This window comes from Flavobacterium aeripolare, from assembly GCF_013294025.1.
In the GTDB taxonomy this organism is placed as follows: Bacteria; Bacteroidota; Bacteroidia; order Flavobacteriales; family Flavobacteriaceae; genus Flavobacterium.
The window spans coordinates 105479-131835 of sequence record NZ_JABSNL010000006.1 but is presented as its reverse complement, the minus strand read 5'-3'; the positions used below and the strand labels follow the sequence as shown (position 1 = coordinate 131835).

Sequence of the window (26357 nt, the reverse complement as noted above, 5' to 3'; positions counted from 1 at the left end):
TGGTAATTAAAGTTTTAATTTAATGGTATCTTTTGAGATTGCATACTGTTTCAATATGTCCTCGTCAACGTCTATCCCTAATCCGGGACGATTTGGGACTTCAAGATAACCATCTTTCATTACTATCGAAGGGAAAGTTAACTTTTCTCGAAGACCATTTTCTGTTTGATCGTATTCTATTAAAAAATTTGAATTGTACATTCTTCCTGGTATGCACTCCATATTAGCTATAAAATGCAGCGCCACATGAATCCCTATTGCTGTTCCCCAAGTATGCGGAACAATATCTACTCCATTTGCTGTAGCTAATGCCGAAATACGTTTGGCTTCTGTAAGTCCGCCACTACTGCAAATGTCTGGCTGCAAAATATCAACTGATTTATTTTGAATTAATTGTTGGAATCCAAAACGCAAATATTCACATTCTCCTCCCGCAATTGGGATTGTCGTTTTTTGCCTTAACTCATTATATTGCCCATAAAACTCTGGCGAAATAGGCTCTTCAAACCAAGCAATATCATACGGCTCAATCAATCGACTCAATTCTATAGCTTCTCTCAAAGTATAGGCATGATTAGAATCGACCATTAACTGAATATCAGGACCTAAAATTGCGCGCATTTTCTTCACGTTAGCAACATCCGCTTTGATCCCTAAACCCACCTTCATTTTCATGGCTCTAAAACCTTGAGAAACATATAGTCTCGCTTCTTCTTCAAAATCCTTAGACGGATTATCATGACATGAAAAGTACAAACCAGTTGCATAAGGTTGGATTTTTGTGCGATGCGCACCACCAAGTAAAGTCGCAATTGATTGCCCTAAAATTTTACCTTTTAAATCCCATACCGCAATATCAATTGCACTCATAGACGCCACTAAGATTCCTCTACGAGCATAATCTAGGGTTCTACGGTACATTCTATTCCAGATTACCTCATTGTCTAATGGGTTTTGACCTATAACCATAGGTTTCAAAAATTCGATTCCAGCCTCAAGTATACTTGCAGGTCCGTAGCCTTCTCCCCAACCGTAAGTACCGTCAGAGCAAGTTATTTTCACTACACAAATACATCTTTCTGCATATTCCCATTGCGAAAAGAAAAAACTTTTAGACAGCGTATCTTTGAGTACATAGGTTTCAATTTTTTCAATAACCATAACAAATAATTTAGTTTTAAGGATTCATATATAATTCAGCTTCCTAGAGGTATAGGCATTAAAATGAATGTTGAATTATTTTTTACTAAATTATATGTATTACACGCTTTTTTAAGTCAATAAATTACCTAAGAAGTAGCCTATTTTATCTCTTTATTATGAGAAAACAATAAAAAAATGGGTAATTTTTTTACTTATATAGATTATTTGTCTAATAAAAAACTGAATTACACAAAGTCAATTTACTTTGCATAACTCAGTTCTTTATATAGTAATAAGCAACTATAGCGCTGCATGTTAAGTGCTTTCAGATTGTGTTTAAGAGTAAAATCTGATTCTTATATTTTAAAGTTACTGTCAAGCTAACTAACAGTAGTTGCATTATTTATTTATTTTTGGCTGTTGCCAAAGTAGCTCTAATTTTAATAAAAACTCTTGTAGTGCATAATAGCATTCGAATACAATTACCAATTTCCTAGTCTAGCCCGACCACATTTATTATTCGAAAAAAGACAGCTTTGTATTGTTAGTTATCAATCATAACCCTTTATATCGAAACAAAACTAAGCTCTTTTTTTATTCTTATTTACACCCTTAGGCTTTGTGTCTTTTTTACTATTTTCCGTTGCTGTTTTCTGTAAACAATCTGCATTTCGCTCCACTTTCGTTTTATCACAGCCATTAACCGCCATTGATTTGTAAATAAAATTATCCGGTAATAAAAAATCAGAATTGGTTTTTGTAATTTTTCCAATATTGATTTCGTAACAACCACCATCACTACCGTTTTTACAACCGCTTTCTAAAGTTGAGTTGGTTCTAAAGACACCAATTGAACGTCCTGCAGTACTTTCAAAATCAGGATTCTGACATTTACTTGCCATTTCTTTACGCTCAGCGCAATCAAAAAACATAAAATCCTTAGACTTTACTTGCGCTCCTTTACCACCAGTGACAGTAATATCACCCACATAAGAGCGACTATCAAAAGTTCCTATATTGTCAACTCCAGTTTCTTTTCTATCCTTGAAACCTGCGGCTAGTTGTACCGCAAAAGTGGAATTAATTGCAGTAATCCCTTCGACATCTACTCTACCTTGATCGACTCTATGCGGGGAAATTGTTAGCGCAGCATCTCCTTCTTTTATCGTAATATTTCTACCTACAATATCATCTACGGTTTGCACATTCAATTTTCCAGTTTCACCACTTCCCGTTTCTACTCGCAAAGTTACGCCACCCACTCCTTCTAAGTTTTTACACAAAATAGATTTACCGGCTTGAATTTGAATCACTCCATATCCCACATGACTATTAGTTAACAAAACATTCTTAACAATGCCTTGTCTTGCTACTTCATCGCGGTTACTATTGTCAGGTAAATTCAAAGCAATAGCCGAAAATGGTGTGTAAGAATCAATCACTTTAAAACCAGAGAACTTAAAATTACGCACATTACAAGCTGTAATTATTTTCATTCGGTAATCTCCTTTTGGAAACCTAGCGGTAAACCAATTTGCTTTATCTTCATTATCTTCTTCTGCATTAGTTATCGCTACATTTTCAACAAGAAACTTTCTACCCACTTCAAAAATAGAATTGCCCATTTTTTTTGCTGTTGTATCTAGAAAAGGTTCGATAACCACCTCTTTATCTATCTTTAACTGAATATTAGAACGCAGTAGCACATCAATTAAATAGTAGTTCCCTTTTGTCAAATGAATGATTCCTCCGCCACTTTTTGATAAAGAGGCAATCTTGGCGTTTAGCAAAGCGCTATCTGTTCCATCATTCTTTCCTGTTAATTTGATTTCGATTTCTTTATTCGGAATTTTATTGGTGTAAAACCTATTTTCATTATCCGTTAATCGGTCTTGAGCCAAGGCTGTAATTGTCGTTAAGAACAGCATGATTGCAATTGCTTTTTTCATTATAGTTTTTATTTATTTTTTAGTAATACCAGATTAAATGCAATCACAACAGTGCTAAATTATAGGTCGCATCTACTATATATTAGACCTTAAATAACGGCAATAGTTTAAGCAGCTCGTATCACAATTTATACATTTAACGTTAGTTTACGATTTATACTTAGCAAACAAAAAGTCTGAATTAAAATGATTGTTCCCTCCTTTCTCAAAAAAAAATCCCGAAGGAAATTCCATCGGGATTAATTACTAATAAACTAATAATTCAATTCTTTAATTACTAAAATACTTCCTGATAAGGATCTAGCATTAATTCTAAAATTAGCAAGATCATCATAGAATCAGTAGTTAAATTTACTTTGCTCTAGCAGTATTTACTGCATCGCAAATAGCTTTGAAATGCTGATAAAGCAACTCATAATTTTTAGCTTCAATTAATTTTTTATCGAATAAAGAGCCGCCCATACCCACACCTATAGCGCCAGCTTGAAAAAACGACTGAATATTATTAACATCTACACCTCCTGTGGGTAGTAATTTTATGGTGTCTAATGGCCCCAAAATATCTTTTACATAGCCAGGCCCCATTTGCGTAGCTGGAAAAATTTTAACTGCCGTAGCGCCTAGCTTGTTTGCTTTATAAATCTCTAGAGGAGTGAAAGCACCAGGAAATATAGGAATGTTATTTTCATTACAATACTTCATTACAGCTACGTCCATTATTGGAGTGACAATAAATGTTGCGCCTGCCTCTAGAGCTTGCATTAGATCATCCATGGTGCAAACTGTTCCTGCACCCACATTTATCTCTGGATGATTTGCAGCTACCGCTTTAATAATGGCACAAACATTATCAGAGTTCATCGTGATCTCTAGTGTCGTCAAGCCTGCTTTTTTATAATAAGGTAATATTTCTTCAATTGTTTCTAATGATACATTGCGGATAATCCCCACAACGGGCATTTGCTCAAAAAGTTCTGGTTTATAATTTGTTCCCATAATCAAGTGTTTTTAAAGTTTGTTTTTTAAAATATTCCATTGCCCTTTTACTACTGAAAGATCTACTAAATGGGCTTCTATAATTTCTGTTTTTGACTCTAAGCCTAGCACACAAATCGCTTTGTGGTACAGTTCAAACAATTTTCCTCCAGCGCATAATTTTATCGAGTCACAATCTAATTGGCGTAAACTTTGCAGTTCCTCACCAATTAGTAAGCCACTGAGGTAATAGTAATTTTCTACATTCGATTTTTCTTTGAACAACGTATTTGTTCGAATAGTAAAAAGCGTATTCAAGAGTGATTTTCCTTCCATAGCCTTAGCAACACCTTGTTCAAATGCGCTTAAAACTGCTGTATTATAATCTGTTCGTTCTAGCGAAGCTTTCAAAATAGTATGCTCTGCGATTACGCTAAAAATTTCTCCTGTCATAAAAGTGAAAAAATTGATTATCTCACCATTTACACATACCACATGCTTGCTGTGCGTTCCAGGAGTTACAAAAACAATCGATTGCTTCTTGTCTTGCTCATTTACTAAACCTATAATTTCGACTTCTTCCCCTCTTATAACATCTGACTGTGACTTTACACCCGAAATTAAGTGTATTGTATTTGGGATGATATCTGAATTTATTTGTTCGATAAAAAGTGATTTACCATCTGTTTTAAAAGGCAAGTTTGCATAAGGTAATTCCCTTAATCCAATGCTAGATGAAGCCATTCCAGAAATAACGATAGCCACATCTGAAGTGATTTGATTTGAAAAAAGAGCCAATTGATTTTTTAAGAAATTCAAAAAGTAGGTTTCTTTATCACCGCCAAAGTCCAACCATTCATTATAAATAGTTTTAATCCCTTTTGAAGAGACTACTTCTTCAATTATTTCCAAACTTGGAACTGCTACCAACCTTAAACGTAGGTTTGTAGTTCCCCAATCAACACTTACAAAAGTTTTTATATTGGCCATTTTACTTCATTTTTGTTCTAAACAAATATAGCTGAACGCCTCTATTATTTGATTTTAGAGATTACCTGAACCTACTTCTTTTTTACCCTAATTAAAGAATCAAGACTCTAGCTTGTATTATGAACGTAAAAGTCGGTGATGTAAAACATACAAAACCGACTTATTTTTCACAAAATCCCGACAAACTATTGCTTATACTCCTTTTAACTCGTTACGCATTCGATCAAAAAATGGCTTAGATTCGGCTGCCGTTTTTCCAGTAATGCTGTAAAATGCTGCGTTAAAATCATTGTTTACCTCATTTAATTGTGCTCTTTTATCAGCTACAGATAAAGTTCCCGCTTTCCCCTCTTTGTTTATGGACATGAATTTAGTCACATACACGTTTCGAGCATCAAGCAATTCTTTCGTTTTACTAGCATCTAGACTAAAGGTGGTAGCTGCCGCCTCAACGAAATAGTTGATCTTTTTTTCTTGTGTTTTGTTTTGAGCCTTTACCGAAGAAAAGGAAACTAGTAACAACAGTAGTAATGCAATGTTTTTCATTTTTGATTTTTTATAATTTGTTATTCAGTTATTTTTTTTGCCAAACACGCACGTATTCAATTTCGAAGTCTACGATACCGTCCTCTTTTTTACCATCGGGACTATTTAATTCTAAGTCTTCTTTACTATCGGGAACACCATGCCAAGGAAAAGTTTCTTGATCTAACCATATCGAAATTGGTTTTGTTGCAACATATCCTTTTTGGAATCCTATACTAATCGCCCACGAATCTATTTTTTCCTTCGAAGCTTCGGTGAATAATTTCCCGTCTATATAATATTTAATACCGTTTTGATCCCACTCTACACCATAAGTATGAAAAGCATCAGCTACTCTAAAATCTAAAATATGATGCTCTGTGTAGACACTATTATTTCCTTTGACAGTCCAGTCATGAATAGACCACCATAATTCTTTATCTAATGCTAACTTACTCGGCTGCCTGTGATCTCCAAAATGTTCAAACATATCTACCTCTAAACCCTGACCCATCGCCCAGAAAGCACTGGTAATCTCAGCATCAGCAGCTTTGCTTTTAATCTCCATATAGCCGTATTGAAAAAATTTTCTCCCAATAAGACAGGCGGTTGTAAGATTTTCAAATTTGCTTCTGGTGTTATCTTTCCCCCATGGTTTATCTAAGTCTTTACTGAAGGGGAAGTCAGGTTCCCATTTAGTCTCTAAGATTAGTTTGCCATTCTCTAAGCGGTAATTATTTCCAGAAAATTGAGAAGGAGCACGACCTATCCATACCTTCTTATTAGGTAAGTCAGGATGTTTATACTCTGGTTTTCCATCTTTAAATTTCCCTACGACATACCATTTATTCTCATCTAATATAGGAGCATCAAACTCATCACTAACAGTGGTATTTAAGATCCATTGCCCTTTATTTGTAGGGTCAGATAACGGCAGTAATGCTTTACCACTTGTTTCATTGATATTGTTCTGGCTTACACATTTTACAAAAAATAAAGACAGTACTGCTGTGCAAAAAACAGAAGTATTTCTAGTAGTAATCATCATTTAAAATACTTTTATATTATGGATTCATAGACAAACTTATATCATAGATATTTCATCAATTCACAGTCTGCAACTATGTAAAAAAACGAATAAACACTAGTAATATACAGTCAAAAATTACCTTATAACAGCGTTATTTTACCTGTTACTACAAGTAGTGCATGTAGAACCATAGGCATGCGATAAACTACCGCCTAGACAGTGCCTTTTTAAATTAAAAAAACTATGCTTTTTTGAGAAAAGTCGCTTTACAGCATTGAAAGGTTTCTATTAAATGGACTGCTATAAGTTATAGCGATAGCCCTTAGGTGTTTCACCCATAATAGCTTTGAACTGTTTATTGAAATTGGGAATTGATTTATAGCCTACATTATAACAAACTTCTGAAATAGGGGTACTTTCTTGAATAAGCATTCGAGAAGCATTTCGTATTCTAATTTCGTTTAAAAATTCAGTAAAAGACTTATTAGTCATCTTCTTAAAAAAACGACAAAAGGAGTTAGTAGTCATGCAAGCAATGTTAGCCACGTCGCTTAAAGTAATATCTGACCTATAATTTTCAGAGATGTATCTTATTACACTATCCAAACGATCAGGACTTTCAGTAGAAAATTGCCTCATATCACTTGATGATAATACAATTCTATCTTCGGGACTTGTTAAAGACAAGCGGTATAAAATATTTAAAAGACTCATCGATTGTTCTGCCGGTGAAACAGCCGTAATATCCATGAGTTCAACATTTAATTGGTTAGCAATTGCGGCACTAAAACTAACGCCAAATTTAGATTGCTCCAGTAAGTTTTTAATACTATTAAATTCAGGATTGTCAAAGGTGTCTGTACCCATGAAATTGCTGGTAAATTTCATGATGATTGTTTCGACCATTAAATTCCCCTCTGACTCATAATAGGTTTCCTCATTGCGCCACAAGTGTGGTAAGTAAGAACCCACTAAGACTAAATCTCCGGCAGAAAAATGAGCCACACTGTCTCCTACAAAACGAATACCTGAGCTTCTTGATATGTATATTAATTCAAATTCTGCATGATAATGCCAGGCTGTATCTAAACAAGGTACTTCCTTTTTAAAAATACTAATTTTTTGACCTACAAAATTTTCGGGATTTTTTAAAACAAGTTTCATAGCAGTGAAATTATAGATAGTTGTAGTTAGAGATAATATTTTACTATTACCTAATTAAAATTACCTCATCATGAACAATATTTAATTAAATTATGCATGATTAACATTACGAAGATAACAATTATATAACTATAAATTAATGAATCACGGAAAAACTGCTTAACAAAAATTCCATATCATCATTTAAGACCTTACAATTCAATAAAATCAATTATAGGCAGTGTGATGCTCCTTATTAATTAAGCTGTTCATTATAAAAACAAAAAAAAGACATTAGATACTAATGATCTAATGTCTTTTACAATAAATGGTCACCTACCTACCATTTATATTTTTTATAAATGACTTCGTTTTAAATTACAGTCACAGTAAATGTTTGTTCAAACACCCAAACACCATCAACTAAAACCGATTCTACTTCTGGATCTCCTTTATAGATCACCTTATCCTTGAACGTATTTTTTAAAGTAATCGTGTACCTACCTACCGTGGGGTACAAGATGTAAACCGTTTTATCAGTTGTCATTAGACCTTTATCTGCATCAATAAAAGCAGTAAGATCTGGTGGTATTCCAGTACCATCCCCATTTTTAAAACCTGTTTTTAAAAAGTTGCTACCTTCAGAAATTTTCCACTCATGAGATAGTGCACCTTGCGATAAATCAAATATCGAAATTGCTTTTCCTACACCTATAACCGCATTTTCAGTCGTTTTAAGCGGTGTACTAGCATACCAAGTTACATCAGAATAATTTGGAGCCTCAGTAACAGAATCATTTGAACACCCTGTAAGTAGCGCTCCTAAAAACAACATGCTGAATACTATTTTATTTTTCATCTTAGATATATTAATTATTTAGGTTAGGATTTCTTCCTACTTCATTACTAGGTAACGGCAAATACTCGCTCACACCCACTTGGAAATTTTGTGCAGGAATAGTAAATTCGTTTGGTACAGTATGATTTGCTAAGTTGTCATTAGAAGGCCTAACGATCACCTTTGCCACATCGTCTACTACTATTGCTTTAAATTTAGTATTAGGAGTTCCTATGTTAGGGTTTGTAGTTTTTTGATATGTAAAATCATTTAAATAGAAAGTCTTAGTAGCAAGATCATCAAAACGATTTTTTAAAATTCCCCATCTACGTAAATCAGCAAAACGGGTAGCATGCCCTTCTGCAGCAGTTTCTAATGCTTTGTCTACAAACATAAGTTGGTCTAACAATGTTTTTGCAGTGTACGATACTCCGTTATACGTGCGTGCCCCACTAAATTCTCCAGAAGTACCTAATAATACTAGTCCCCATCTCGCTCTCACTTTATTGATCAAAGCAAGCGCTCCATTAACATCGCCTGTTTTTATCAAGCACTCTGCTTGCATTAAATACACTTCAGACAAACGGTGAACAATAAAGTTTTTAGAAGATTTTTGAGCACCAAGTGGATTTCCAGATTCTCCTGTATAAATATCTACATTCAAATACTTTTTATAATAGGCAAATACTCTCGCTTGCGCAGTAGGATTTGCTGCAGATAATGTTAATCCTGCTGTAAGCACATCTATCGCTGCTGGTTGTCCATAAGTAGGTGTATCTAAATCATCTGGTAAAATCACCATAGCCGATGCTCTCAAAGGAACTGATCGCAATGGATTAGATAATGCACCCCCTTTGTGATTTCTAACATCTTTTACATCCATAGGCTCTGATTTGTAAGCATAAGCTACCCAAGCTGGAGCGCTAAAAAGTAAATTTTGAGAGAAGCTTAAAAAAGCGTTACGGGTTGTAGTGCTTTCTTCGTCAAATAATCCAAGTTCTGGTCTGAAATTACCATCAAAGTTCACTTCAAAAATAGATTCACTATTGAATTCGTTAGCTGTGTAAAACATGGTAATAGGATCCTGACTTGCTGTAAGTCCGAATAGCTTATATGCTGGATTGTCAATTACATTTTTAAAGTAAGGAATCGCTAAGTCGTTTTCTCCTTGATACAAATGACTCATTCCTAAAACGGTCGCTGCAGCTGCTTTTGAGGCTCTTGCTTTCTCAGCTGTAGGGGTTGCAGGCAAATTATCATAAGCGTACATTAAGTCTTTTCGAAAAAAAGCAATCACATCAGCAGAGCTAGACACTGTTTTAAAAAAGTCTTCGTTAGTTATAGGCGTATGATCTTCAATAACCACACGACCTTCATTAAATGAAGTATGCAGGTAAAAATGAAACAACCCTCTCAAGAATCGAGCTTGCGCCATTTGATACGTCCATTTATCAGTATCTGTTACTTGTGCTTTGATTTTTTCTAAAGCTTCAATAACTTGATTAGCTCTAAAAACTCCTCTATAACAAGCTGCCCAGTGGCGGTCTATCGACTGATTATTGTTAGTATAATTTTGAAACCAAAAAGTATAAGCTAAATCATTAGAAGCAAATGGCGTAGGACGTACATTAGAAAAATACCCCATATCTGACCTTACCATTTCTTCACGTAAATTAAATGTGTACGGAGATAGTAATGTGGCATAGGCTGCTGTAAGTCCAGAGTTAGTATCGTCTAGATCTTTCCAGAAGCTGCTTGCATCAGTAAAATTAGGGTTTGTTTCATTTAAATCGGGACTGCAAGAAACGATAAGTCCAGCAGTAAAAATAAGCGCAATATATTTATTTATAGATTTTTTCATAATCAGATACATTAAAAATTAAATTGTAAACCAGCTACATACATCTTAGTCATAGGGTAACTTCCCTTGTCTAAACCTCTTGAACTTACATTCCCTCCTACCTCTGGGTTATACCCCGTGTACTTTGTAAAAGTGAATAAGTTTTGTCCTGTGAAGAAGAAACGTAATTTTTCGAATCCTATTGATGATGCTATTTTTGTAGGCACGTTATACCCTAATGTTATGTTTCTTATTCTTAAGTAAGAACCATCTTCAATGAACAAATCAGTGTTTGGTTGGTAATTTGGGTGTGCCGAGAAAATTCCTCTGTAAGCCGGCAATGTTCCATTAGGATTGACATCTGAATACGAATTTAAGATTTCGCTACTTCTTCCAAAACCTACTGCTGTTGCTCTAGCCCCATTTACAATTTCGTGACCTATTGCAGCATACATATTTACGTACAAATCAAAATTATTATAATCAAAGCTTACATTATAACCCAACTCGTATTTTGGCAATCCGCTTCCTGCATATACACGATCTCCTACTGATTGAAAAACACCATCTCCATCAACATCTTTATAAATTAAATCTCCCATTTTGGCCGAAGGTCTAATTTTTTGAAATTCAGCTAGTTTCTCAGGTGTGTTAGCGATACCATCTGTAGCAAAAACAAAGTAAGCACCTGCTTCATATCCTTTTGCAATAGCAGTAATCTGGCTTGTACTAGCATTACCTCCTGGTACAATACCTGTATCATTAGTTAAGATAGGACCATCAAAACCATCAGCAATTTTAGTCACTTTGTTTTGGTTTGTTGTGAATGTCCCGTTCATTTTAAATTTTAACTTACCAATATTGTCACGGTACCCTATTGCTAGTTCGTATCCGCTGTTTGTCATATTACCAATGTTTAAAACGACCTGATTGTTGTTATTTAAATTTCTAATAGAGTTAGGCGCTCCAAAACCTGAAGAAGAATCATCAAGACCTACACTAGGCGGAACAGTCAAGTTAAACAACATATCCTTTTTATCAGTTCTATAATACTCTGCAGTAACACTTACCTTATTTTTAAACAACCCAATATCAACACCTATGTTTCTTTGAGTCGAACTTTCCCATTTTACATCACTGTTCCCTATTGTTGTTTGAATAGTACCATTAGACGCATTACCATCACCAAAAGCGTATACATGATCTCTATAAATAGAAGTACTGTAGAAGTAATCTTGAAAATTTTGATTTCCTACGGTACCGTTACTCACTCTTAATTTCAGGTTGTTTACAACAGATAGCATTGATTTAAAAAACGCTTCATCAGATACATTCCAAGCGGCTGAAACACTAGGGAAAATTCCGAAGCGATTTTGTTTTGCAAATCGCGATGATCCATCTCTACGCACACTTGAACTTATTAAATAACGCCCTTTGTAATCATATTGTACTCTGGCAAGCATACCAAATAATCTTGTAGTATAATCAAATCCTGACGTAGCAGATGCATTACCTGTTGCAGTATTTAATACCGGAATATCGTTATCTTGAACATTGTCTTTTGTAACGCCAAATTCTTCATTCACATATTTTTCACCTGAAACAGCAGTCGTTAAAGTAAAATTATGATTTTCGAATAATTGCGCTTTATAATTAAGGGCTGCATCCCAAGTAATAGCTGTATTTCTAGAAGCATCTTGTCTAATAAAACTAGGCTGAACAACTTCTAATCCTCTTTGAACATCAAAAGTAGATTGTGATGGTCTGAATCTTTTTCTAGTAGTATAAGTATCTGTGATTCCTGCTCTAGTAGTGATAGATAATGATTTTAAAATATCATAATTTACAGATACGTTAGTAAAGGATTTATTTAATCTTGTTTGATCTTTAGAATTTAAACTTTGAATTAATGAAACATTTGTATTAAAATCGTCTCCACCAAAAAGATCTAATGAGTTCCCGCTTGCCGCTAATACGGGCTGCGTAGGTTGGTAACGTAATAATTGACTAATTGTATTTGACGCACCGCGATCAGTATATTCTCTTGCAATACCTACACCTAAATCTACTGTCAACTTATCTCTCTTATAATTAACATTTGATCTAGAATTGAATCTTTGATAATCAGTACCTATTACAACACCTTTTCGATCAAAAATAGTTCCTACAAATGAATACTTAAGGTCTTTACTACCACCACTTACATTGATGTTATAATTTTGAGTATTGGCATTATCTGTAAATAATAATCTAGAGATATCATTGTCATATTGATACCTGTCTGGAGCATTAGTCAAGTAAGCTAAATTGATAGCATCATCTGAACTCCCTGTTAAATTTCTAGCTAAAAGCACATCTGAATACGTTTGATCTACTGAACTTAGCAATCGTTGCCCTCTCCCTAGACTTTCAAAACTTTTTGATGCATCTATTCTAACTTTCATTGGTCCTTCTTCACCTCTTTTAGTAGTGATTAAAATTACACCTGCTGCACCTCTAGTTCCATATATAGCTGCAGAAGAAGCATCTTTTAATACGTCGATAGATTGAATTTCGCTAGGATTGATTCTTGGATCGCCTTCTTGAGGTATTCCATCTACAACATATAAAGGCGTATTTGAACCTGATATAGACGTTATTCCTCTAATTAATATTTCTGAACTACTTCCGGGCTCTCCTGAAGTAACAACATTTACTCCTGAAATTTGTCCTTGAAGTGAGCTACCCAAATCTGAAGTGATTTGTTTTGCTAAATCATCTGCTTTCAATGTTGCCACCGCACCTGTTAATTCTTTTTTCTTAACAGCACCGTACCCTATTACTACTACTTCGTCAAGTCCCTCAACATTTGCTTTTAAGGTGACGTTCATAGATTTACTTTTTACCATTATAGATTGCTTAACCAAACCCAAATAGCTAATTTCTAAAACATCCCCAATTTGAGCATCTATTTTAAAAACACCATCAAAGTCAGTTATAACTCCTAATTTACTTCCTTTTTTCAATACTGATGCTCCCGGCACAGGTAAACCGTCCTCAGCACTAGTTACCACACCTACAACTACAATTTTACTCTCCTGAGCAAAAGTTAAGGATCCCGTAATTAAAAATAAAGTGAGCAAACAAGCGCTCAATAATTTTCTGCATTTTAAGTCCATACTTATTTTCATTTAATTTGGTTTAAGTTCTGTTAGAATAATTGGTTCCGCAAATTTTCAAAAATATCGATCTGCTATCATCAGGAGTTCTGAATACGACTATTCAATCCTTCTAAGACTTTGGTAAAATTATATCCTTTATCTAAAAACATACTGACAAAGATTACCCTTAACTTGTTAAATTTTACCATAATTTTAAGATATGTGGAAAAAAATATCTTTTAATTTATATTAAAACAAATATTTCAAAACGAAAATTTAATAATATATAATTCAAGAGGCTGCTGGGCATCTTTTATTAGCGTTTCAACATATAATACAGATTGTGCATCACTAAGTATATCTAGAAATGTTTCAATTAACTGTAGGCTACGATCGCAGAAAAATATGTATAAACGGCCGTAATGATCTTTACCTATATATTAAGGAGTACTCTTGATTAGTTAAAACACTATTGCAATATGAATAGACATTCTCACTTACCGTGTTAAAAACAATTAAATTACTTTTATCTTGCAAATAGTTACTGTAGCTTTTAAGTAGTAGTAGTAGTAGTAGTAGTATGAATGAAACAATGAATAATCCATCATTCAACATATAGCAGTTCAAAAATATACTCACTCAAATAAAAATTTCTCGAATACAGCATTATAACCGTTTGCTATTATTTCAAACCTTATTACTAGATCAATTTTAAAAGACTTATAACGCAATCAAAAAAATAGCTCGCTTAACAGACAAAATTTAAGTTACTTCAATTATGAATACAATCACATCAACAACATTTACGGCTACAGCAACAGTAGGACTATACAAGTCATACTCTAAGGAACTTATTTCTATAAATACATTTAAAAAGGCATTATGTAAAGCTCAAGAAGAAATTAAAAAAGAATTTAATGTTGCGTTGAGTACCAAAATGACGTTATGCCAAATTATTTTTCTTGGTCAAGAGGAACCCTCTGTAAGTCTAGATTTTATTCAATATCCTAAATTCCCGAAAGATGAAGTGGTTCTTCAAGAAGCAATCATGCAATTAGTGCAGCTCTTAATGGAAAGCCTGGATCAAAATCGAATAGTAATTGTCTTTCAGAATGAAACAATTTGCCTAGAAAAATCAGAAGAAATTGACCCCAAAATTCAATTATAAAATAACTATAACTAACTAGCCAAATAAATAGTAAACATATCTTAAAGTTAATTTTGAAATAACTCTTGTTCATTTCACCCAAATCCTATAATAATGGCCGTGAATTGTATAAAATAATGATAGCACAAACAGTCTACTTTTATTTTGTGAAACCAAACAAATAAATATTCCTAAAAGACTGCGTTGGTATTCGAAAATTTGATCAATATAAATTGGTCTTGGCACACATATAAGTGTTGTATTCGAATACAAAATAGCAGCCTATCATTATTAAGACTATGAAAAATGCTATTCAAAACGCGACCTTGTTTTACGATTATCAGCAGAAAGATATCGAAACAATATTTACAAATATAGAAAGTAAACCAAATCAGAAGTTAGTATATCAATTGCCCACAGGTGGTGGTAAAACGATGATATTTTCAGAAATCACCCGAAAGTATTTATCACAGTACGACAAACAGGTCATGATCTTAACGCACCGCAACGAACTGTGCAAACAAACGTCTAGCACTTTAAAAAAACTGACCGTGCAAAATAAGATTATTGGTAGTAAAACTAAAAATTTTAAGACCAATGCAAGCTGTTATGTGGCGATGGTAGAAACATTGAGAAACAGAATCAAAGACAAAAAAATCAATACTAAAAATGTTGGCTTGCTTATCATTGATGAAGCGCACCACAACTCTTTTAGAAAACTGACAAAGAAATTTAAAAATGCCTTTATAATAGGAGCAACTGCAACCCCATTTAGTTCAGATGTTTCTAAACCTATGAATACCTACTATGATAGTTTAATCACCGGTGAAAGCATTGCAAATTTAATTGATAATGGTTTTTTGGCTAAGCCAAAGTCATACGAATATGAAATCGAACTCAACACCTTGAAAACTGGAGTACATGGGGATTTTACGGTAAGCTCATCTAACGAGCTCTATGGTTCTCAAGCCATGCAAGAGCTATTACTACAGGCATATAAAGAAAATGCCAATGGTAAAAAAAGCCTGATTTTTAATAATGGTATTGCCGTATCTCAGCAAGTGGAACAAAACTTTAAGGCTGCTGGTATCCCAGTGAGACACTTAGACAATAAAACTGCAGATGAGGAGCGAAAAGAGATCTTGCAATGGTTTAAAAAGACAAAAAATGCAGTGCTGACTTCGGTTTCAATTTTGACTACTGGTTTTGACGAACCCACCGTGAAGCACGTTATCTTGAATAGAGCGACTACATCCATCACGTTGTACCATCAAATGGTAGGACGTGGCGCGAGAAGATTAGCTTCTAAAAAGACTTTTGGAATCACCGATTTAGGAAATAATATTCAACGTTTTGGAGCTTGGGAAGCGCCATTAGACTGGAAATACATATTTGAACACCCAGACGACTTTGCTAAGCAATTACACTATCAAGTGGTAGGCAACACTTCATCACAATCGAATGCTATTACTGCTGAAATGCGAAGCCATTTCCCCAAAACGTTAGAATTGGCTTTTGATATAGACAGTCATTTTCAAGAAGCTCTTGACATGGACAAAAAGCATAAAACGGTTATACAAGAATCAATTAGACAGCAAGCAAAAATGTGTTTAGATAATGGCGAAAGCCTAAGTCACGCACTTGAATTAGCAGCAATCTTAAATCCTGAAGTTCAGTGGCGCGTAAAGCAGTATGTAAAATGCTTAGATAGTGCAAGCACAAGTTATAAAAGTTGGTTGATGGAAGATTACCAAAATCGATTAGAAGGCTTGATAAAAAAACTATATCCTAAAATACATGCAGCCGATTAAATGCGTGATTGCATTTAAGAGTACAGCTGCCGCAGCATATAATTAGTAAGAAAAGGTAAATTTATTCTATTCCTATTAATCTGTGGCAGCATACTAGTAATAACGGCTTAGATGACTACAAACATGTTAGGGCGCGTTTTTAATTCGATAACACAAACAAGCATCGGTATAATCTTGGTCAGCGTATTCTTATTGATGACAATCCCGTAAAGGCTTTACCCTTAAAGTGCAAAAAGCCTATTGAATTCTTTTATCGATAGTAGCAAATGACAGTTTACGAACTACTAAAGTCCAAATTAATAATCAATTTCAAAAGTACAGATAACTTGTAATCAATAATATGAGTTTCAATGCTACCCTTTAATCAATAAAAGTGATGTGGAAATAACAAAAAACAATACTAGCTTTATCTTAAAAGGAATTATTGTATTACTTTTGCCTAACACTGTTAAATCATTTAATAGGGTACTATAATATGGCAAGCAAAGATCGAATTTTAAGACATAAGGAAGAAACCAGAACTAGCATTCTCAAGGCAGCCCACAAGATTGTCAAAGAGGAAGGCTGGCAAGGACTAAGCATGCGAAAAATTGCCGATCGAATTGAGTACACAGCGCCTATTATCTATGAGTATTTTTCGAACAAAGAATCAATTTTAGAGGAGCTTACTTTTAAAGGTTTTAAGAAATTATCTAAGCACTTAGAAGTAGCTAAAGCTAAACATGATTCACCGGAAGATCAATTAGAAGCAATGTGGATGGCCTACTGGAATTTTGCTTTTACACATACAGAGATGTATCAGGTAATGTACGGAATTCAAGTGAGCTGCTGCTCTAAAAAATGTACTGTGACTGATTCACCTTATCAGCTGTTTATTACGGTAATCTCTGAAGTTATGAAGGGAAAATCACCTACAGAGGAAGAAATCAAACAGAAATACTTTACGTTCTTTTCGGTTATTCATGGATTAATAGCAATCAATATTATTAATAGAAGCGATGTATCTGAATCTATTAATAACCAAATCTTGAAAGACGCTATCGGCGGAATTATCACATCCATCAAATAAAAAAATTTTCACAAACAACTTAACACCTTTAGATAATCTAATCTAAATAGCAAGCTTCTTATAAAAGCGAGCGCCATTCACACTATTAGACCCTTACTTAACACTGTTAAATAAATTAATATGATTATGTAGCACTATTTTAAACCTTACTCCAAACACTTTTGTCTTTTTACTTAACAGTGTTAGATAATTTAATTACGTAAATAATAAAAATCAATTTTGCATTGATTTAGAATAAGAAAACAAATAATAAAATTCAAAAATGAAAAATACCCTTATTAAAACTATGGTTCTTGCTGTTTTAATCAGCAGCTGTAATAATAAAGCAGAGGCTCCTGCTGCACCAGCTCCTTCCCTAGCTGTTATGACATTAAAAACAGTATCAACTACTACGTCCGTTGCTTACCCCGCAGCAATTCAAGGTACTGTAGATGTTGAAGTTCGCTCTCAAGTAAATGGAAACCTTGATAAAGTACTCGTTGATGAAGGTGCTTATGTTCGTAAAGGTCAAGCACTTTTTAAAATCAATGATAGACCATACAGAGAACAATTGAATAATGCTCTTGCTAATTTACACGCAGCAGAAGCAGCTCAAATAAATGCTGATATAGAAGTGGATAAATTAAATCCATTAGTTAAAAACAAAGTGGTTTCTGACTACCAGTTGAAAACGGCAAAAGCAATGCAAAAAGTAGCTCAGGCAAATATTGAGCAAAATAGAGCAATGGTAGCTTCTGCTCGTATTAACCTTGGTTACACGACAATTTCTGCTCCAGTAAGTGGATACATAGGTCGGTTACCTAAAAAGCAAGGAAGCTTAGTTAACGCTGCCGATGTAGAATCGCTAACAACCCTTTCAGATGTGCATGAGGTGTACGGTTATTTTTCATTAAGTGAGAGTGATTTTATCAATTTCAAGAATACCTACGCTGGAAATACACTAGCTCAAAAAATGAAAAACCTTAATGCTGTTGAACTTATTCTTGCTGACAATAGCGTCTACGAAAAAACCGGTGTAGTTGATATGATTGACGGTCAGTTTGATAAAAACACCGCTGCAATTACCGTGAGAGCAACATTTCCAAACGCAAACGGAATTCTTCGCTCAGGAAATACAGGAAAGATAAGATTGCAAATTCAGCATGATGATGCCATTTTAATTCCGCAATCAGCTACGATTGAAATGCAGGATAAAGTGTTTGCTTTTACTGTAAATGCTAAAAATGAAGTTACTAAAATGCCACTAACTATTTCAGGCAAAAGCGGTACTAATTATTTAATTAGCGAAGGATTAAAAGCTGGAGACAAAATCGTCTTAAGTGGAATCGACAAACTACAAGAAGGTCAAGTGATTCAACCAATTACTACTGCAGTAAAACAAGTTGCACAAACAGATATTAAAAAATAATTACTAGAAAAATGTTTAAAATATTTATACAAAGACCAGTACTCGCAACTGTAATCTCTATTTTATTAGTGATTTTAGGAGTACTAGGATTATCAAAGTTGCCATTGCAGCAATTCCCTGATATTGCACCGCCATCTGTACTTGTTACCGCGGTGTACCCAGGAGCAAATGCGGAGACAGTACTTCGCTCTGTAGCACCCTCACTTGAAGAGTCTATTAATGGTGTAGAGAACATGACCTACATGAGTTCGACAGCCAGTAATGATGGAACATTAGCTATTACTGTTTTCTTTAAATTAGGAACAGATGCTGACCAAGCTGCAGTAAATGTGCAAAATAGAGTTGCACAAGCAACAAGTCAGTTACCTAGTGAGGTTGTTCAACAAGGTGTTATTACTGCAAAGCAACAAAACAGCTTTGTAATGGCCATTGGTTTGTACACTGAAGACGAATCTAAGTACGACCAAACATTTGTATCTAACTACGCTCAAATTAATATTATCCCTGAGATTAAGCGTATTCCAGGTGTAGGTTCGGCAAATATTTTTGGTGGTGTCAAAGATTATTCGATGCGTGTGTGGTTAAATCCTTCACAAATGGCCTCGCATAATGTTACACCTGCTGAGGTTATGGCAGCCATAAAAGACAAAAGTTTAGAAGCAGCTCCAGGAAAATTTGGAGAAAGAAGTAAGGAAGTATTCGAATATGTAATCAAATATAAAGGAAAACTAACTAAACCAGAAGATTATCAAAACATTGCCGTAAGAGCTAATGGTGACGGATCTATCTTGCGTTTAAAAGACGTTGCGAGAGTAGAACTTGGTGCGTATTCTTACACTAGTTTAACACGTTTGAATGGTAAAAAAGGAGCTGTAATTGGAGTAATTCAATTAGCAGGATCTAACTCTAACGAAATCCAGATTGCAATTAATGCCTTAATGGAAAAAGCTTCTAAAGATTTTCCTGCAGGAATTAAACACAATATTTTTTATAGCACAAAGGTCTCTCTAGATCAATCTATCGAGCAAGTACAACATACCTTAATAGAAGCTTTTATTCTTGTATTTATCGTGGTGTTTTTATTCTTACAAGATTTTAGATCTACGTTAATTCCAGCAATTGCAGTTCCTGTTGCTATCTTAGGAACCTTCTTTTTCATGCAATTATTTGGTTTCTCAATTAATTTATTGACACTTTTTGCCTTGATTTTGGCGATTGGTATTGTAGTCGATGATGCGATTGTAGTTGTTGAGGCAGTGCATGCTAAAATGGAACACAAAAAACTAGCGCCTAAAGCGGCTACGCATGAAGCAATGCACGAAATCACAGGTGCTATTATTTCGATCACCTTAGTAATGGCTGCAGTATTTTTACCTGTAGGTTTCATGGAAGGCTCGACTGGAGTTTTCTACCGTCAGTTTGCATTTACTATGGCGATAGCTATTGTAATTTCGGCTGTAAATGCACTTACTTTGAGTCCGGCGCTGGCAGCATTGTTTCTAAAAGACAACCACAATGAAAATGGGCATCATGATGAAACTACCAAGACTAGTTTTAAAGAAAAATTCTTCACAGGATTCAATACGAGTTTCAACAAATTAACGGATCGTTATGTAGGTAGTTTGAATTTCTTAATCAAAAATAAGTGGGTTAGTTTAAGCGGATTGGCATTAATCACTTTTGCTACAGTAATTATGGTCAAATCAACTCCTGTAGGTTTTATACCAACAGAAGATCAAGGTTTTATTGCCATTGCCGTAAATACGCCATCAGGAACATCGCTAAATGGAACTCAAAAAATTATGGGTGATGCCGAAACTACATTAAGAGGTATCGAGAGTTCGCGATTTGTAACTGCTATTTCAGGTTTTAACTTGTTAACAAATTCTACGAGTCCGTCTTCGGCAATTATATTTTTATTGTTGAAACCAAATGAGGAACGCGGTGCAACAAAAGATATTGACGGAATTATGAATGAAGTTCGTGGCAAACTAGGTGCGATTTCAGGAGGAAGTTTCTTCGTATTTAGTTTCCCTACCGTTCCAGGATTTAGTAATGTAGAAGCGCTAGATATTGTCTTACAAGATAAAACAGGTGGAAAACTAGATAAATTCAGTGGGATTTCTCAAAACTTTATTGGCGAGTTAATGAAGCGCCCAGAGATTGCGGTTGCCTTCACAAGTTTCAAAGCAGATTATCCTCAATTACAACTGGATATCGATGATGAAAAAGCAGACCAACTGGGAGTAAAAGTGAGTGATATTCTGGGAACAATGCAAGCTTACTTTGGTAGTGCTCAAGCCTCAGATTTTAACCGTTTTGGTAAATACTACCGTGTAGTTGTACAAGCAGATATTGAAGACCGTGCAGATCCTTCTGCTATTGATCGTGTGTTTGTTAAAAATAAAAATGGCGAGATGGTGCCTATCAATTCATTGGTAAAACTGACTAGAATTTATGGATCAGAAACAGCCTCACGTTACAACTTGTTTAATTCGATTTCGATAAATGCAATTCCTAACGCTGGATTTAGCTCAGGTGATGCCATTAAAGCAATTGAGGAAGTTTCGGCAAAACAATTGCCTACTGGTTATAAGCATGAATTCTCTGGTCAAACTAGAGAGGAGATTTCGTCTGGAGGTCAATCTGCTACCATTTTCTTACTGTGTTTAATATTTATTTATTTCTTATTAGCAGCACAATATGAGAGTTACATACTACCATTAGCAGTTATATTGTCTATACCTGTGGGAGTTTTTGGAGTATTTATAGCGATAGGATTAACGGGGATTGCAAACAATATTTATGTACAAGTCGCCCTAGTAATGTTAATAGGTTTACTTGCTAAAAACGCCATCTTGATTGTAGAGTTTGCTTTACAGCGTAGAAAAGCGGGACAACCACTAGTTGAAGCAACAATCGAAGCGGCGCAACTACGTCTCCGTCCGATTATCATGACTTCACTAGCATTTGTTGTAGGATTGATTCCTATGATGGGAGCTACGGGACCGTCAGCACAAGGCAATCATTCGATAAGTATAGGTGCTGCAGGAGGTATGATCTCTGGAGTAATTCTAGGGGTATTAATTATACCGGTACTTTTTATTGTTTTCCAAAATTTACAAGAGAGATTCACTGGAAATCCAAGTGAAACTAATAACAACATATAATTTTATGAACCACTATATCACATCAGTAATCGTCGCTGTAGTCGCTGCAATGGCTTACTTATCATACAGAATCTCAAAAGAATTAGAAGACAAACAAGATTCTTGTCCAGAATGCTAATACCTATTCAAATGAAAAAAAATCAATTAAAAATTGTGCTAGCTGTAATATCAGTTAGCACATTTATATCCTGCTCTGTGAGTAAGGACACGCCACTACCTGCGACTGCTATTCCAGCAAGTTTTAGAGGGGCAAGCACAACCAGTGATAGTTCGAGTATTGCTGATATTAGTTGGAAAGATTTCTATACCGATGCTGCTTTACGCACCCTTATAGACAGTGCGATCACTAGAAATAATGACTTGCAAATCGCCATTAAAAACATCGATATTGCTCAAAAGAAATACGCACAATCTAAATGGAATAATGTTCCTCGCTTAGACCTTGCGGTAACAGGAAGCACTACAAATCCATCAGACAATAGTTTTACGGGTAAAAATCTGGGACAAGCGTTAGGGCAACAGCACCTTGACGACTACTCTACATCATTGTCACTTTCATGGGAAGCAGATATTTGGGGTAAAATTAAAAGTCAAAACAAAGAAGCTTTTGCTACTTATCTGCAATCTGAAGAAGTACGTAAGGCAGTAAAAACAGCTGTAGTTGCTGACGTTTCTAAGGGGTACTATAACTTATTAATGTTAGATTCTCAATTGGCTATAGCCAAAAAAAATGTGCAGCTTAACGACAGTACTACAACTATAATTAAGTTGCAGTATGATTCAGGAATGGTAAGTTCACTAGCTATTCAACAGTCAGAAGCACTGAAACTGAATGCACAACAGCTAGTTCCCAAATTAGAACAAAATATCGCTATTCAAGAGAATGCTCTAAGTGTTTTGACCGGAGAATTTCCTAATTCGAAAGAAAGAAGTGCATCAATCAAGAGCATGAAGATCAAAGATAGTCTAGCAATAGGTTTTCCTTCTTCTTTAGTACAAAAACGTCCTGATGTACATAGTGCTGAGCTGGCTTTACAAATCGCAAATGCTAGAGTGGGAATCAATAAAGCCAACTTATATCCTTCATTGAAAATTACTGCGCAAGCGGGCTTGAATTCGTTCGAACTTTCAAATTGGTTTACAATGCCGGCTTCGTTATTCGGAACTGCTTTAGGTGGTCTTGCACAGCCTATTTTTAATAATAAAAAGCTGAGAACCAATTATAATATTGCTAAAATAGAACGTGAGAAAGCCGTAATTCAATTTAGACAAACAGTTTTAATAGCAGTAAGCGAAGTGGCAGATGCCATGGTAAAATTAGAGAAATTGCAAGATCAAATTGCTTTCTTACAACAGCGAGTGACGATATTAAACAAAGCAACCTTCAATGCTACCTTGTTGTTTAAAAATGGTATGGCTGACTATTTAGAAGTTTTAACTGCGCAAGCAAATGTGTTGCAAGCAGAACTCGAACTAGCAAATTTAGAGAGAGAACAGCTAAGTAATAATACAGAATTGTACAAAGCCTTAGGCGGCGGATGGCAATAATACAACGCTAGAAAAATAAAAGCCGGTACGTTAAATCAATAACATACCGGCTTTTTTTATGCGTAATTCTCTTTTTTTTCTCGAATGTAGATCTCGTGTAATCCTAGTTTACATTTGGGAAACCATATAATGAATAGGCTTAAAAGTACCGCCATTACTATCCTCGGCAGAGCAAGCAGTTAAGCAAACAATCAGGTCCATTTCTGCTTTAAACTTTACGTAATCACCTGCAGTGGATGTGGGAGGCAAAACACTAATCTTTCCTTTATCGTCAAACTGCACATTCATAAATATATTGAAAGCAGTAGGTATGTCGTCTAGCTCAATATCGTAAGCAGCTAGATTGACTTTAAGATTATTAAGGCAACTAGGGTGTTCTTCATGATTATTATACATAATCTGAAAGGTCTCTGGGCTACAAGGCGCTAATAAAAAATCATTACGCCCATTGGTGTCTTCCACTATTTCCATCATTTTATGAGAGCGATTACTCCATAAAAAATTTCCTGCACTTATGAGAATACTTTCTTCAAAATCTAAGGTCTTGCCTGAAGATAATTTCTCTTTTTTGTCATCTAAATTAAACAGCACCATATCGCTAACCTGACTACCTAGAGGATCAACAACGGTCAAAAAATCACCTTTTTTTAAAGCAAATGCTGCACCAGTTTGCGGCGGAATCAAGTTGAATTCGTTCATTATTATTTCTTTGCCCATTGTTAACTATTTTTATTGTGAAAAGGACATTTCCAGCTAGCGTCTACTTCCCTACCACTGTATTGTTTGGTTTCGCTATCTTCGGCAAAATCTTGTAAAACTGGATTAATACTTCCTTGCAAAGCTTTATCTCTCCATCTAATCCGCTTTTTTACAGATTGGTACGTACCCATCTCTCGTAATTTTTCAAATTGCCAGTGCAAATTAAAAACTAGGGTACAATAAGGTGCTCTTCTAGCCATTCTCGAACTCTTAGGATGCATTCCTACAATGTAAAATGCTTTTCCTTTTATACTAAAACTAAAGGTAGGGTCATTAGGGTCTTGGCTCACATTAGGATCCCACTCAGTGTGGTCTTGATCATGCAACTTTTGTAAAAATTGCCATAAGGCATTTTCAAAAGCAAGTTCTGTTTTAAAATTATTATCCTTAAAACTGATGATTAAAGATTCAAAAACATTCGATTCAAAATCATAGCTTTCTAAATAGTCAGCTATATCATTTAATATGGGTTCGATTACTTCATCATTTGTGATATCATCGTAAACTTTTAAATGGTATTTATCCATTCTAAAAACCGTATTTGCCATTAGGCAGGGATGATTTTTATTGATGATAAAATCCTTAAATTCCTGTTCTATTGTTCCCACTTCGGTAGTATCAACGATTGCTGTATTCATGTCAGTATCTTTTAATAATAGCTAATTTTCACTTTACATTTTATTATCAGAAAAGCTTATTTTATAAAAAAATTGACCGATGCTTCTATCATCGTTGGGCAACTGATCTTTATAATTAAAGACGTAGGCACTACTGCATGCACGAACGGGTGGAAAGCACATGCGCCGTTACAGCTGCTTCAACAACCTGCCTACCCGTGTTCTTCGTTTCAACAAGCATCAGGTCAATTATTTCTTTCATTAAGGTTTTATTTTTTATCGAATGAACCATTTTAAAAGCAATGCTATAATTCAGTAAATTTTGTTCCTTTTCTGTTTTATAAGATTATAAATTCTACCCGCTGCCAATGTTACAGAATTATACTTAGGTTTTGTATTATTAAAAGAACCCACTTTAAACTGCAAATAATGCAATAAATACAATCTAAAACAGTGAAAAGCATTGCTTACATACTACTGTATAAAAAAATCTGCTTACTCTCTATGTTGAGAATAAGCAGATTTTAGCATACATATTAAAGTACTATGTGTTTTATTCGAGAATGAAATTAACACTTACATTAGCCGAAATTTCGATTTCACCCGCAGCAAGTGTTTCTCTAGGTGTAGCTGAGTCACTCATTTCTGCTTTCATCATGCGAGCATAAACAGGTTGTGGCGAATAGCTTTGTGAATTGTCCGAAATTGTCATTGCACGCCCTAGTTTCTGTCCAAGAACAGATACATAATCTTCTGCTTTCATCTTCGCATCTTTCATCGCTAATTGTCTAGCTTCAGATTCGTACTTAGCCATATTAGAAGATTGAAAAACAACATTGTCTATTCGATTCACACCTTCAGAAACTAATCCTTCCATCAATTCATCATATTGATTTAAGTTCCTTACAATGATTTCGATTGTTTGTGTCGCATTATAATTGGTTTTCTTCTTAGCATAATCATACTGAGGATTCAAAGCTACGCGCTGCGTTCTATAATCTGCAGTGGCGATATTATTTTTCTTGATTAACTTTAAAACAGCATCAATTTGCTTGTCGTTTTCTTTTTTAACGTCTTTTGCATTGCTTCCTTTTGTCTCAACTGTAGCAGTAATTGTTGCTTGATCTGGTGCCACTTTTACTTTGGCTTGACCATTAACACTTATTTGTGGTACTTGTTTAATTTCCTGGCCGTATGACTGAGCCATAAAAACCATTGCTAAAATGATTAGTGCTTTTTTCATAATTCGTTTCTT

The 26357-nt window shown here is 34.8% G+C and carries 19 protein-coding genes; 6 read left to right on the top strand and 13 right to left on the bottom strand.

Features of this window, described 5'->3' with window-relative positions:
• Positions 1–6: 6 nt before the first annotated feature.
• From HNQ00_RS08755 to HNQ00_RS08710, 10 genes are all read right to left on the bottom strand, one after another.
• The gene (locus HNQ00_RS08755) at positions 7–1161 is read right to left on the bottom strand and encodes a mandelate racemase/muconate lactonizing enzyme family protein (RefSeq protein WP_173837953.1); all 1155 of its coding nucleotides are present in this window, start codon (positions 1159–1161) and stop codon (positions 7–9) included.
• Between the two features lie 563 nt (positions 1162–1724).
• A complete protein-coding gene (locus HNQ00_RS08750; RefSeq protein ID WP_173837952.1) occupies positions 1725–3092 on the bottom strand; it encodes a glycoside hydrolase family protein in 1368 nt (455 codons plus the stop codon).
• A gap of 351 nt (positions 3093–3443) precedes the next feature.
• Positions 3444–4088 carry a bifunctional 4-hydroxy-2-oxoglutarate aldolase/2-dehydro-3-deoxy-phosphogluconate aldolase gene (locus tag HNQ00_RS08745; protein WP_173837951.1) on the bottom strand — a complete coding sequence of 215 codons (645 nt, stop codon included), beginning with the start codon at positions 4086–4088 and terminating at the stop codon, positions 3444–3446.
• A gap of 12 nt (positions 4089–4100) precedes the next feature.
• Positions 4101–5057, bottom strand: coding sequence for a 2-dehydro-3-deoxygalactonokinase (locus HNQ00_RS08740; protein WP_173837950.1), 957 nt, complete (start codon positions 5055–5057; stop codon positions 4101–4103).
• Between the two features lie 192 nt (positions 5058–5249).
• Positions 5250–5603, bottom strand: a complete 354-nt coding sequence (locus HNQ00_RS08735) for a hypothetical protein (protein ID WP_173837949.1) — start codon at positions 5601–5603, stop codon at positions 5250–5252.
• 28 nt (positions 5604–5631) lie between these two features.
• The gene (locus tag HNQ00_RS08730) at positions 5632–6630 is read right to left on the bottom strand and encodes a family 16 glycosylhydrolase (RefSeq protein ID WP_173837948.1); all 999 of its coding nucleotides are present in this window, start codon (positions 6628–6630) and stop codon (positions 5632–5634) included.
• 282 nt (positions 6631–6912) lie between these two features.
• Entirely contained in the window at positions 6913–7776 is an 864-nt protein-coding gene (locus HNQ00_RS08725) for an AraC family transcriptional regulator (protein ID WP_173837947.1), read from the bottom strand.
• A 352-nt stretch (positions 7777–8128) separates the two neighbouring features.
• Entirely contained in the window at positions 8129–8614 is a 486-nt protein-coding gene (locus HNQ00_RS08720; RefSeq protein WP_173837946.1) for a hypothetical protein, read from the bottom strand.
• 10 nt (positions 8615–8624) lie between these two features.
• Positions 8625–10454 carry a RagB/SusD family nutrient uptake outer membrane protein gene (locus tag HNQ00_RS08715; protein ID WP_173837945.1) on the bottom strand — a complete coding sequence of 610 codons (1830 nt, stop codon included), beginning with the start codon at positions 10452–10454 and terminating at the stop codon, positions 8625–8627.
• An 11-nt stretch (positions 10455–10465) separates the two neighbouring features.
• Entirely contained in the window at positions 10466–13603 is a 3138-nt protein-coding gene (locus HNQ00_RS08710) for a SusC/RagA family TonB-linked outer membrane protein (RefSeq protein ID WP_173837944.1), read from the bottom strand.
• A 748-nt stretch (positions 13604–14351) separates the two neighbouring features.
• Here HNQ00_RS08710 and HNQ00_RS08705 point away from each other — a divergent pair.
• From HNQ00_RS08705 to HNQ00_RS08680, 6 genes are all read left to right on the top strand, one after another.
• Complete coding sequence (locus HNQ00_RS08705) at positions 14352–14741, top strand: hypothetical protein (protein ID WP_173837943.1); 390 nt, start codon at positions 14352–14354, stop codon at positions 14739–14741.
• 278 nt (positions 14742–15019) lie between these two features.
• Positions 15020–16531 (top strand): DEAD/DEAH box helicase, encoded by a 1512-nt coding sequence (locus HNQ00_RS08700; RefSeq protein ID WP_173837942.1) that lies wholly within the window; start codon positions 15020–15022, stop codon positions 16529–16531.
• Between the two features lie 475 nt (positions 16532–17006).
• The gene (locus HNQ00_RS08695) at positions 17007–17600 is read left to right on the top strand and encodes a TetR/AcrR family transcriptional regulator (RefSeq protein ID WP_173837941.1); all 594 of its coding nucleotides are present in this window, start codon (positions 17007–17009) and stop codon (positions 17598–17600) included.
• A gap of 262 nt (positions 17601–17862) precedes the next feature.
• Positions 17863–19008 carry an efflux RND transporter periplasmic adaptor subunit gene (locus tag HNQ00_RS08690; protein WP_173837940.1) on the top strand — a complete coding sequence of 382 codons (1146 nt, stop codon included), beginning with the start codon at positions 17863–17865 and terminating at the stop codon, positions 19006–19008.
• An 11-nt stretch (positions 19009–19019) separates the two neighbouring features.
• Positions 19020–22178: an efflux RND transporter permease subunit gene (locus HNQ00_RS08685; RefSeq protein WP_173837939.1), complete on the top strand. Its 3159-nt coding sequence runs from the start codon at positions 19020–19022 to the stop codon at positions 22176–22178.
• A 129-nt stretch (positions 22179–22307) separates the two neighbouring features.
• Positions 22308–23726, top strand: a complete 1419-nt coding sequence (locus HNQ00_RS08680; RefSeq protein WP_173837938.1) for an efflux transporter outer membrane subunit — start codon at positions 22308–22310, stop codon at positions 23724–23726.
• A gap of 108 nt (positions 23727–23834) precedes the next feature.
• On the opposite strand, the gene HNQ00_RS08675 is transcribed toward HNQ00_RS08680, so the two are convergent.
• From HNQ00_RS08675 to HNQ00_RS08665, 3 genes are all read right to left on the bottom strand, one after another.
• On the bottom strand, positions 23835–24443 hold the full coding sequence (locus HNQ00_RS08675) for a DUF1989 domain-containing protein (RefSeq protein WP_254598468.1): 609 nt from the start codon (positions 24441–24443) through the stop codon (positions 23835–23837).
• A gap of 2 nt (positions 24444–24445) precedes the next feature.
• Positions 24446–25123 carry a guanitoxin biosynthesis heme-dependent pre-guanitoxin N-hydroxylase GntA gene (gntA, locus tag HNQ00_RS08670; RefSeq protein ID WP_173837937.1) on the bottom strand — a complete coding sequence of 226 codons (678 nt, stop codon included), beginning with the start codon at positions 25121–25123 and terminating at the stop codon, positions 24446–24448.
• Positions 25124–25655: 532 nt separating this feature from the next.
• Positions 25656–26345, bottom strand: coding sequence for an SIMPL domain-containing protein (locus tag HNQ00_RS08665; protein ID WP_173837936.1), 690 nt, complete (start codon positions 26343–26345; stop codon positions 25656–25658).
• Positions 26346–26357: the final 12 nt, after the last annotated feature.

Excerpts from the sequence above, each read along its gene's own strand:
- HNQ00_RS08705 (WP_173837943.1), top strand. The coding sequence starts at position 14,352 with ATGAATACAATCACATCAACAACATTTACGGCTACAGCAACAGTAGGA.
- HNQ00_RS08710 (WP_173837944.1), bottom strand. The coding sequence starts at position 13,603 with ATGAAAATAAGTATGGACTTAAAATGCAGAAAATTATTGAGCGCTTGT.
- HNQ00_RS08695 (WP_173837941.1), top strand. The coding sequence starts at position 17,007 with ATGGCAAGCAAAGATCGAATTTTAAGACATAAGGAAGAAACCAGAACT.
- HNQ00_RS08700 (WP_173837942.1), top strand. The coding sequence starts at position 15,020 with ATGAAAAATGCTATTCAAAACGCGACCTTGTTTTACGATTATCAGCAG.
- HNQ00_RS08730 (WP_173837948.1), bottom strand. The coding sequence starts at position 6,630 with ATGATGATTACTACTAGAAATACTTCTGTTTTTTGCACAGCAGTACTG.
- HNQ00_RS08755 (WP_173837953.1), bottom strand. The coding sequence starts at position 1,161 with ATGGTTATTGAAAAAATTGAAACCTATGTACTCAAAGATACGCTGTCT.
- HNQ00_RS08680 (WP_173837938.1), top strand. The coding sequence starts at position 22,308 with ATGAAAAAAAATCAATTAAAAATTGTGCTAGCTGTAATATCAGTTAGC.
- HNQ00_RS08735 (WP_173837949.1), bottom strand. The coding sequence starts at position 5,603 with ATGAAAAACATTGCATTACTACTGTTGTTACTAGTTTCCTTTTCTTCG.
- HNQ00_RS08745 (WP_173837951.1), bottom strand. The coding sequence starts at position 4,088 with ATGGGAACAAATTATAAACCAGAACTTTTTGAGCAAATGCCCGTTGTG.
- HNQ00_RS08740 (WP_173837950.1), bottom strand. The coding sequence starts at position 5,057 with ATGGCCAATATAAAAACTTTTGTAAGTGTTGATTGGGGAACTACAAAC.
- HNQ00_RS08750 (WP_173837952.1), bottom strand. The coding sequence starts at position 3,092 with ATGAAAAAAGCAATTGCAATCATGCTGTTCTTAACGACAATTACAGCC.
- HNQ00_RS08665 (WP_173837936.1), bottom strand. The coding sequence starts at position 26,345 with ATGAAAAAAGCACTAATCATTTTAGCAATGGTTTTTATGGCTCAGTCA.
- HNQ00_RS08675 (WP_254598468.1), bottom strand. The coding sequence starts at position 24,443 with ATGGGCAAAGAAATAATAATGAACGAATTCAACTTGATTCCGCCGCAA.
- gntA (WP_173837937.1), bottom strand. The coding sequence starts at position 25,123 with ATGAATACAGCAATCGTTGATACTACCGAAGTGGGAACAATAGAACAG.
- HNQ00_RS08715 (WP_173837945.1), bottom strand. The coding sequence starts at position 10,454 with ATGAAAAAATCTATAAATAAATATATTGCGCTTATTTTTACTGCTGGA.
- HNQ00_RS08720 (WP_173837946.1), bottom strand. The coding sequence starts at position 8,614 with ATGAAAAATAAAATAGTATTCAGCATGTTGTTTTTAGGAGCGCTACTT.
- HNQ00_RS08690 (WP_173837940.1), top strand. The coding sequence starts at position 17,863 with ATGAAAAATACCCTTATTAAAACTATGGTTCTTGCTGTTTTAATCAGC.
- HNQ00_RS08725 (WP_173837947.1), bottom strand. The coding sequence starts at position 7,776 with ATGAAACTTGTTTTAAAAAATCCCGAAAATTTTGTAGGTCAAAAAATT.
- HNQ00_RS08685 (WP_173837939.1), top strand. The coding sequence starts at position 19,020 with ATGTTTAAAATATTTATACAAAGACCAGTACTCGCAACTGTAATCTCT.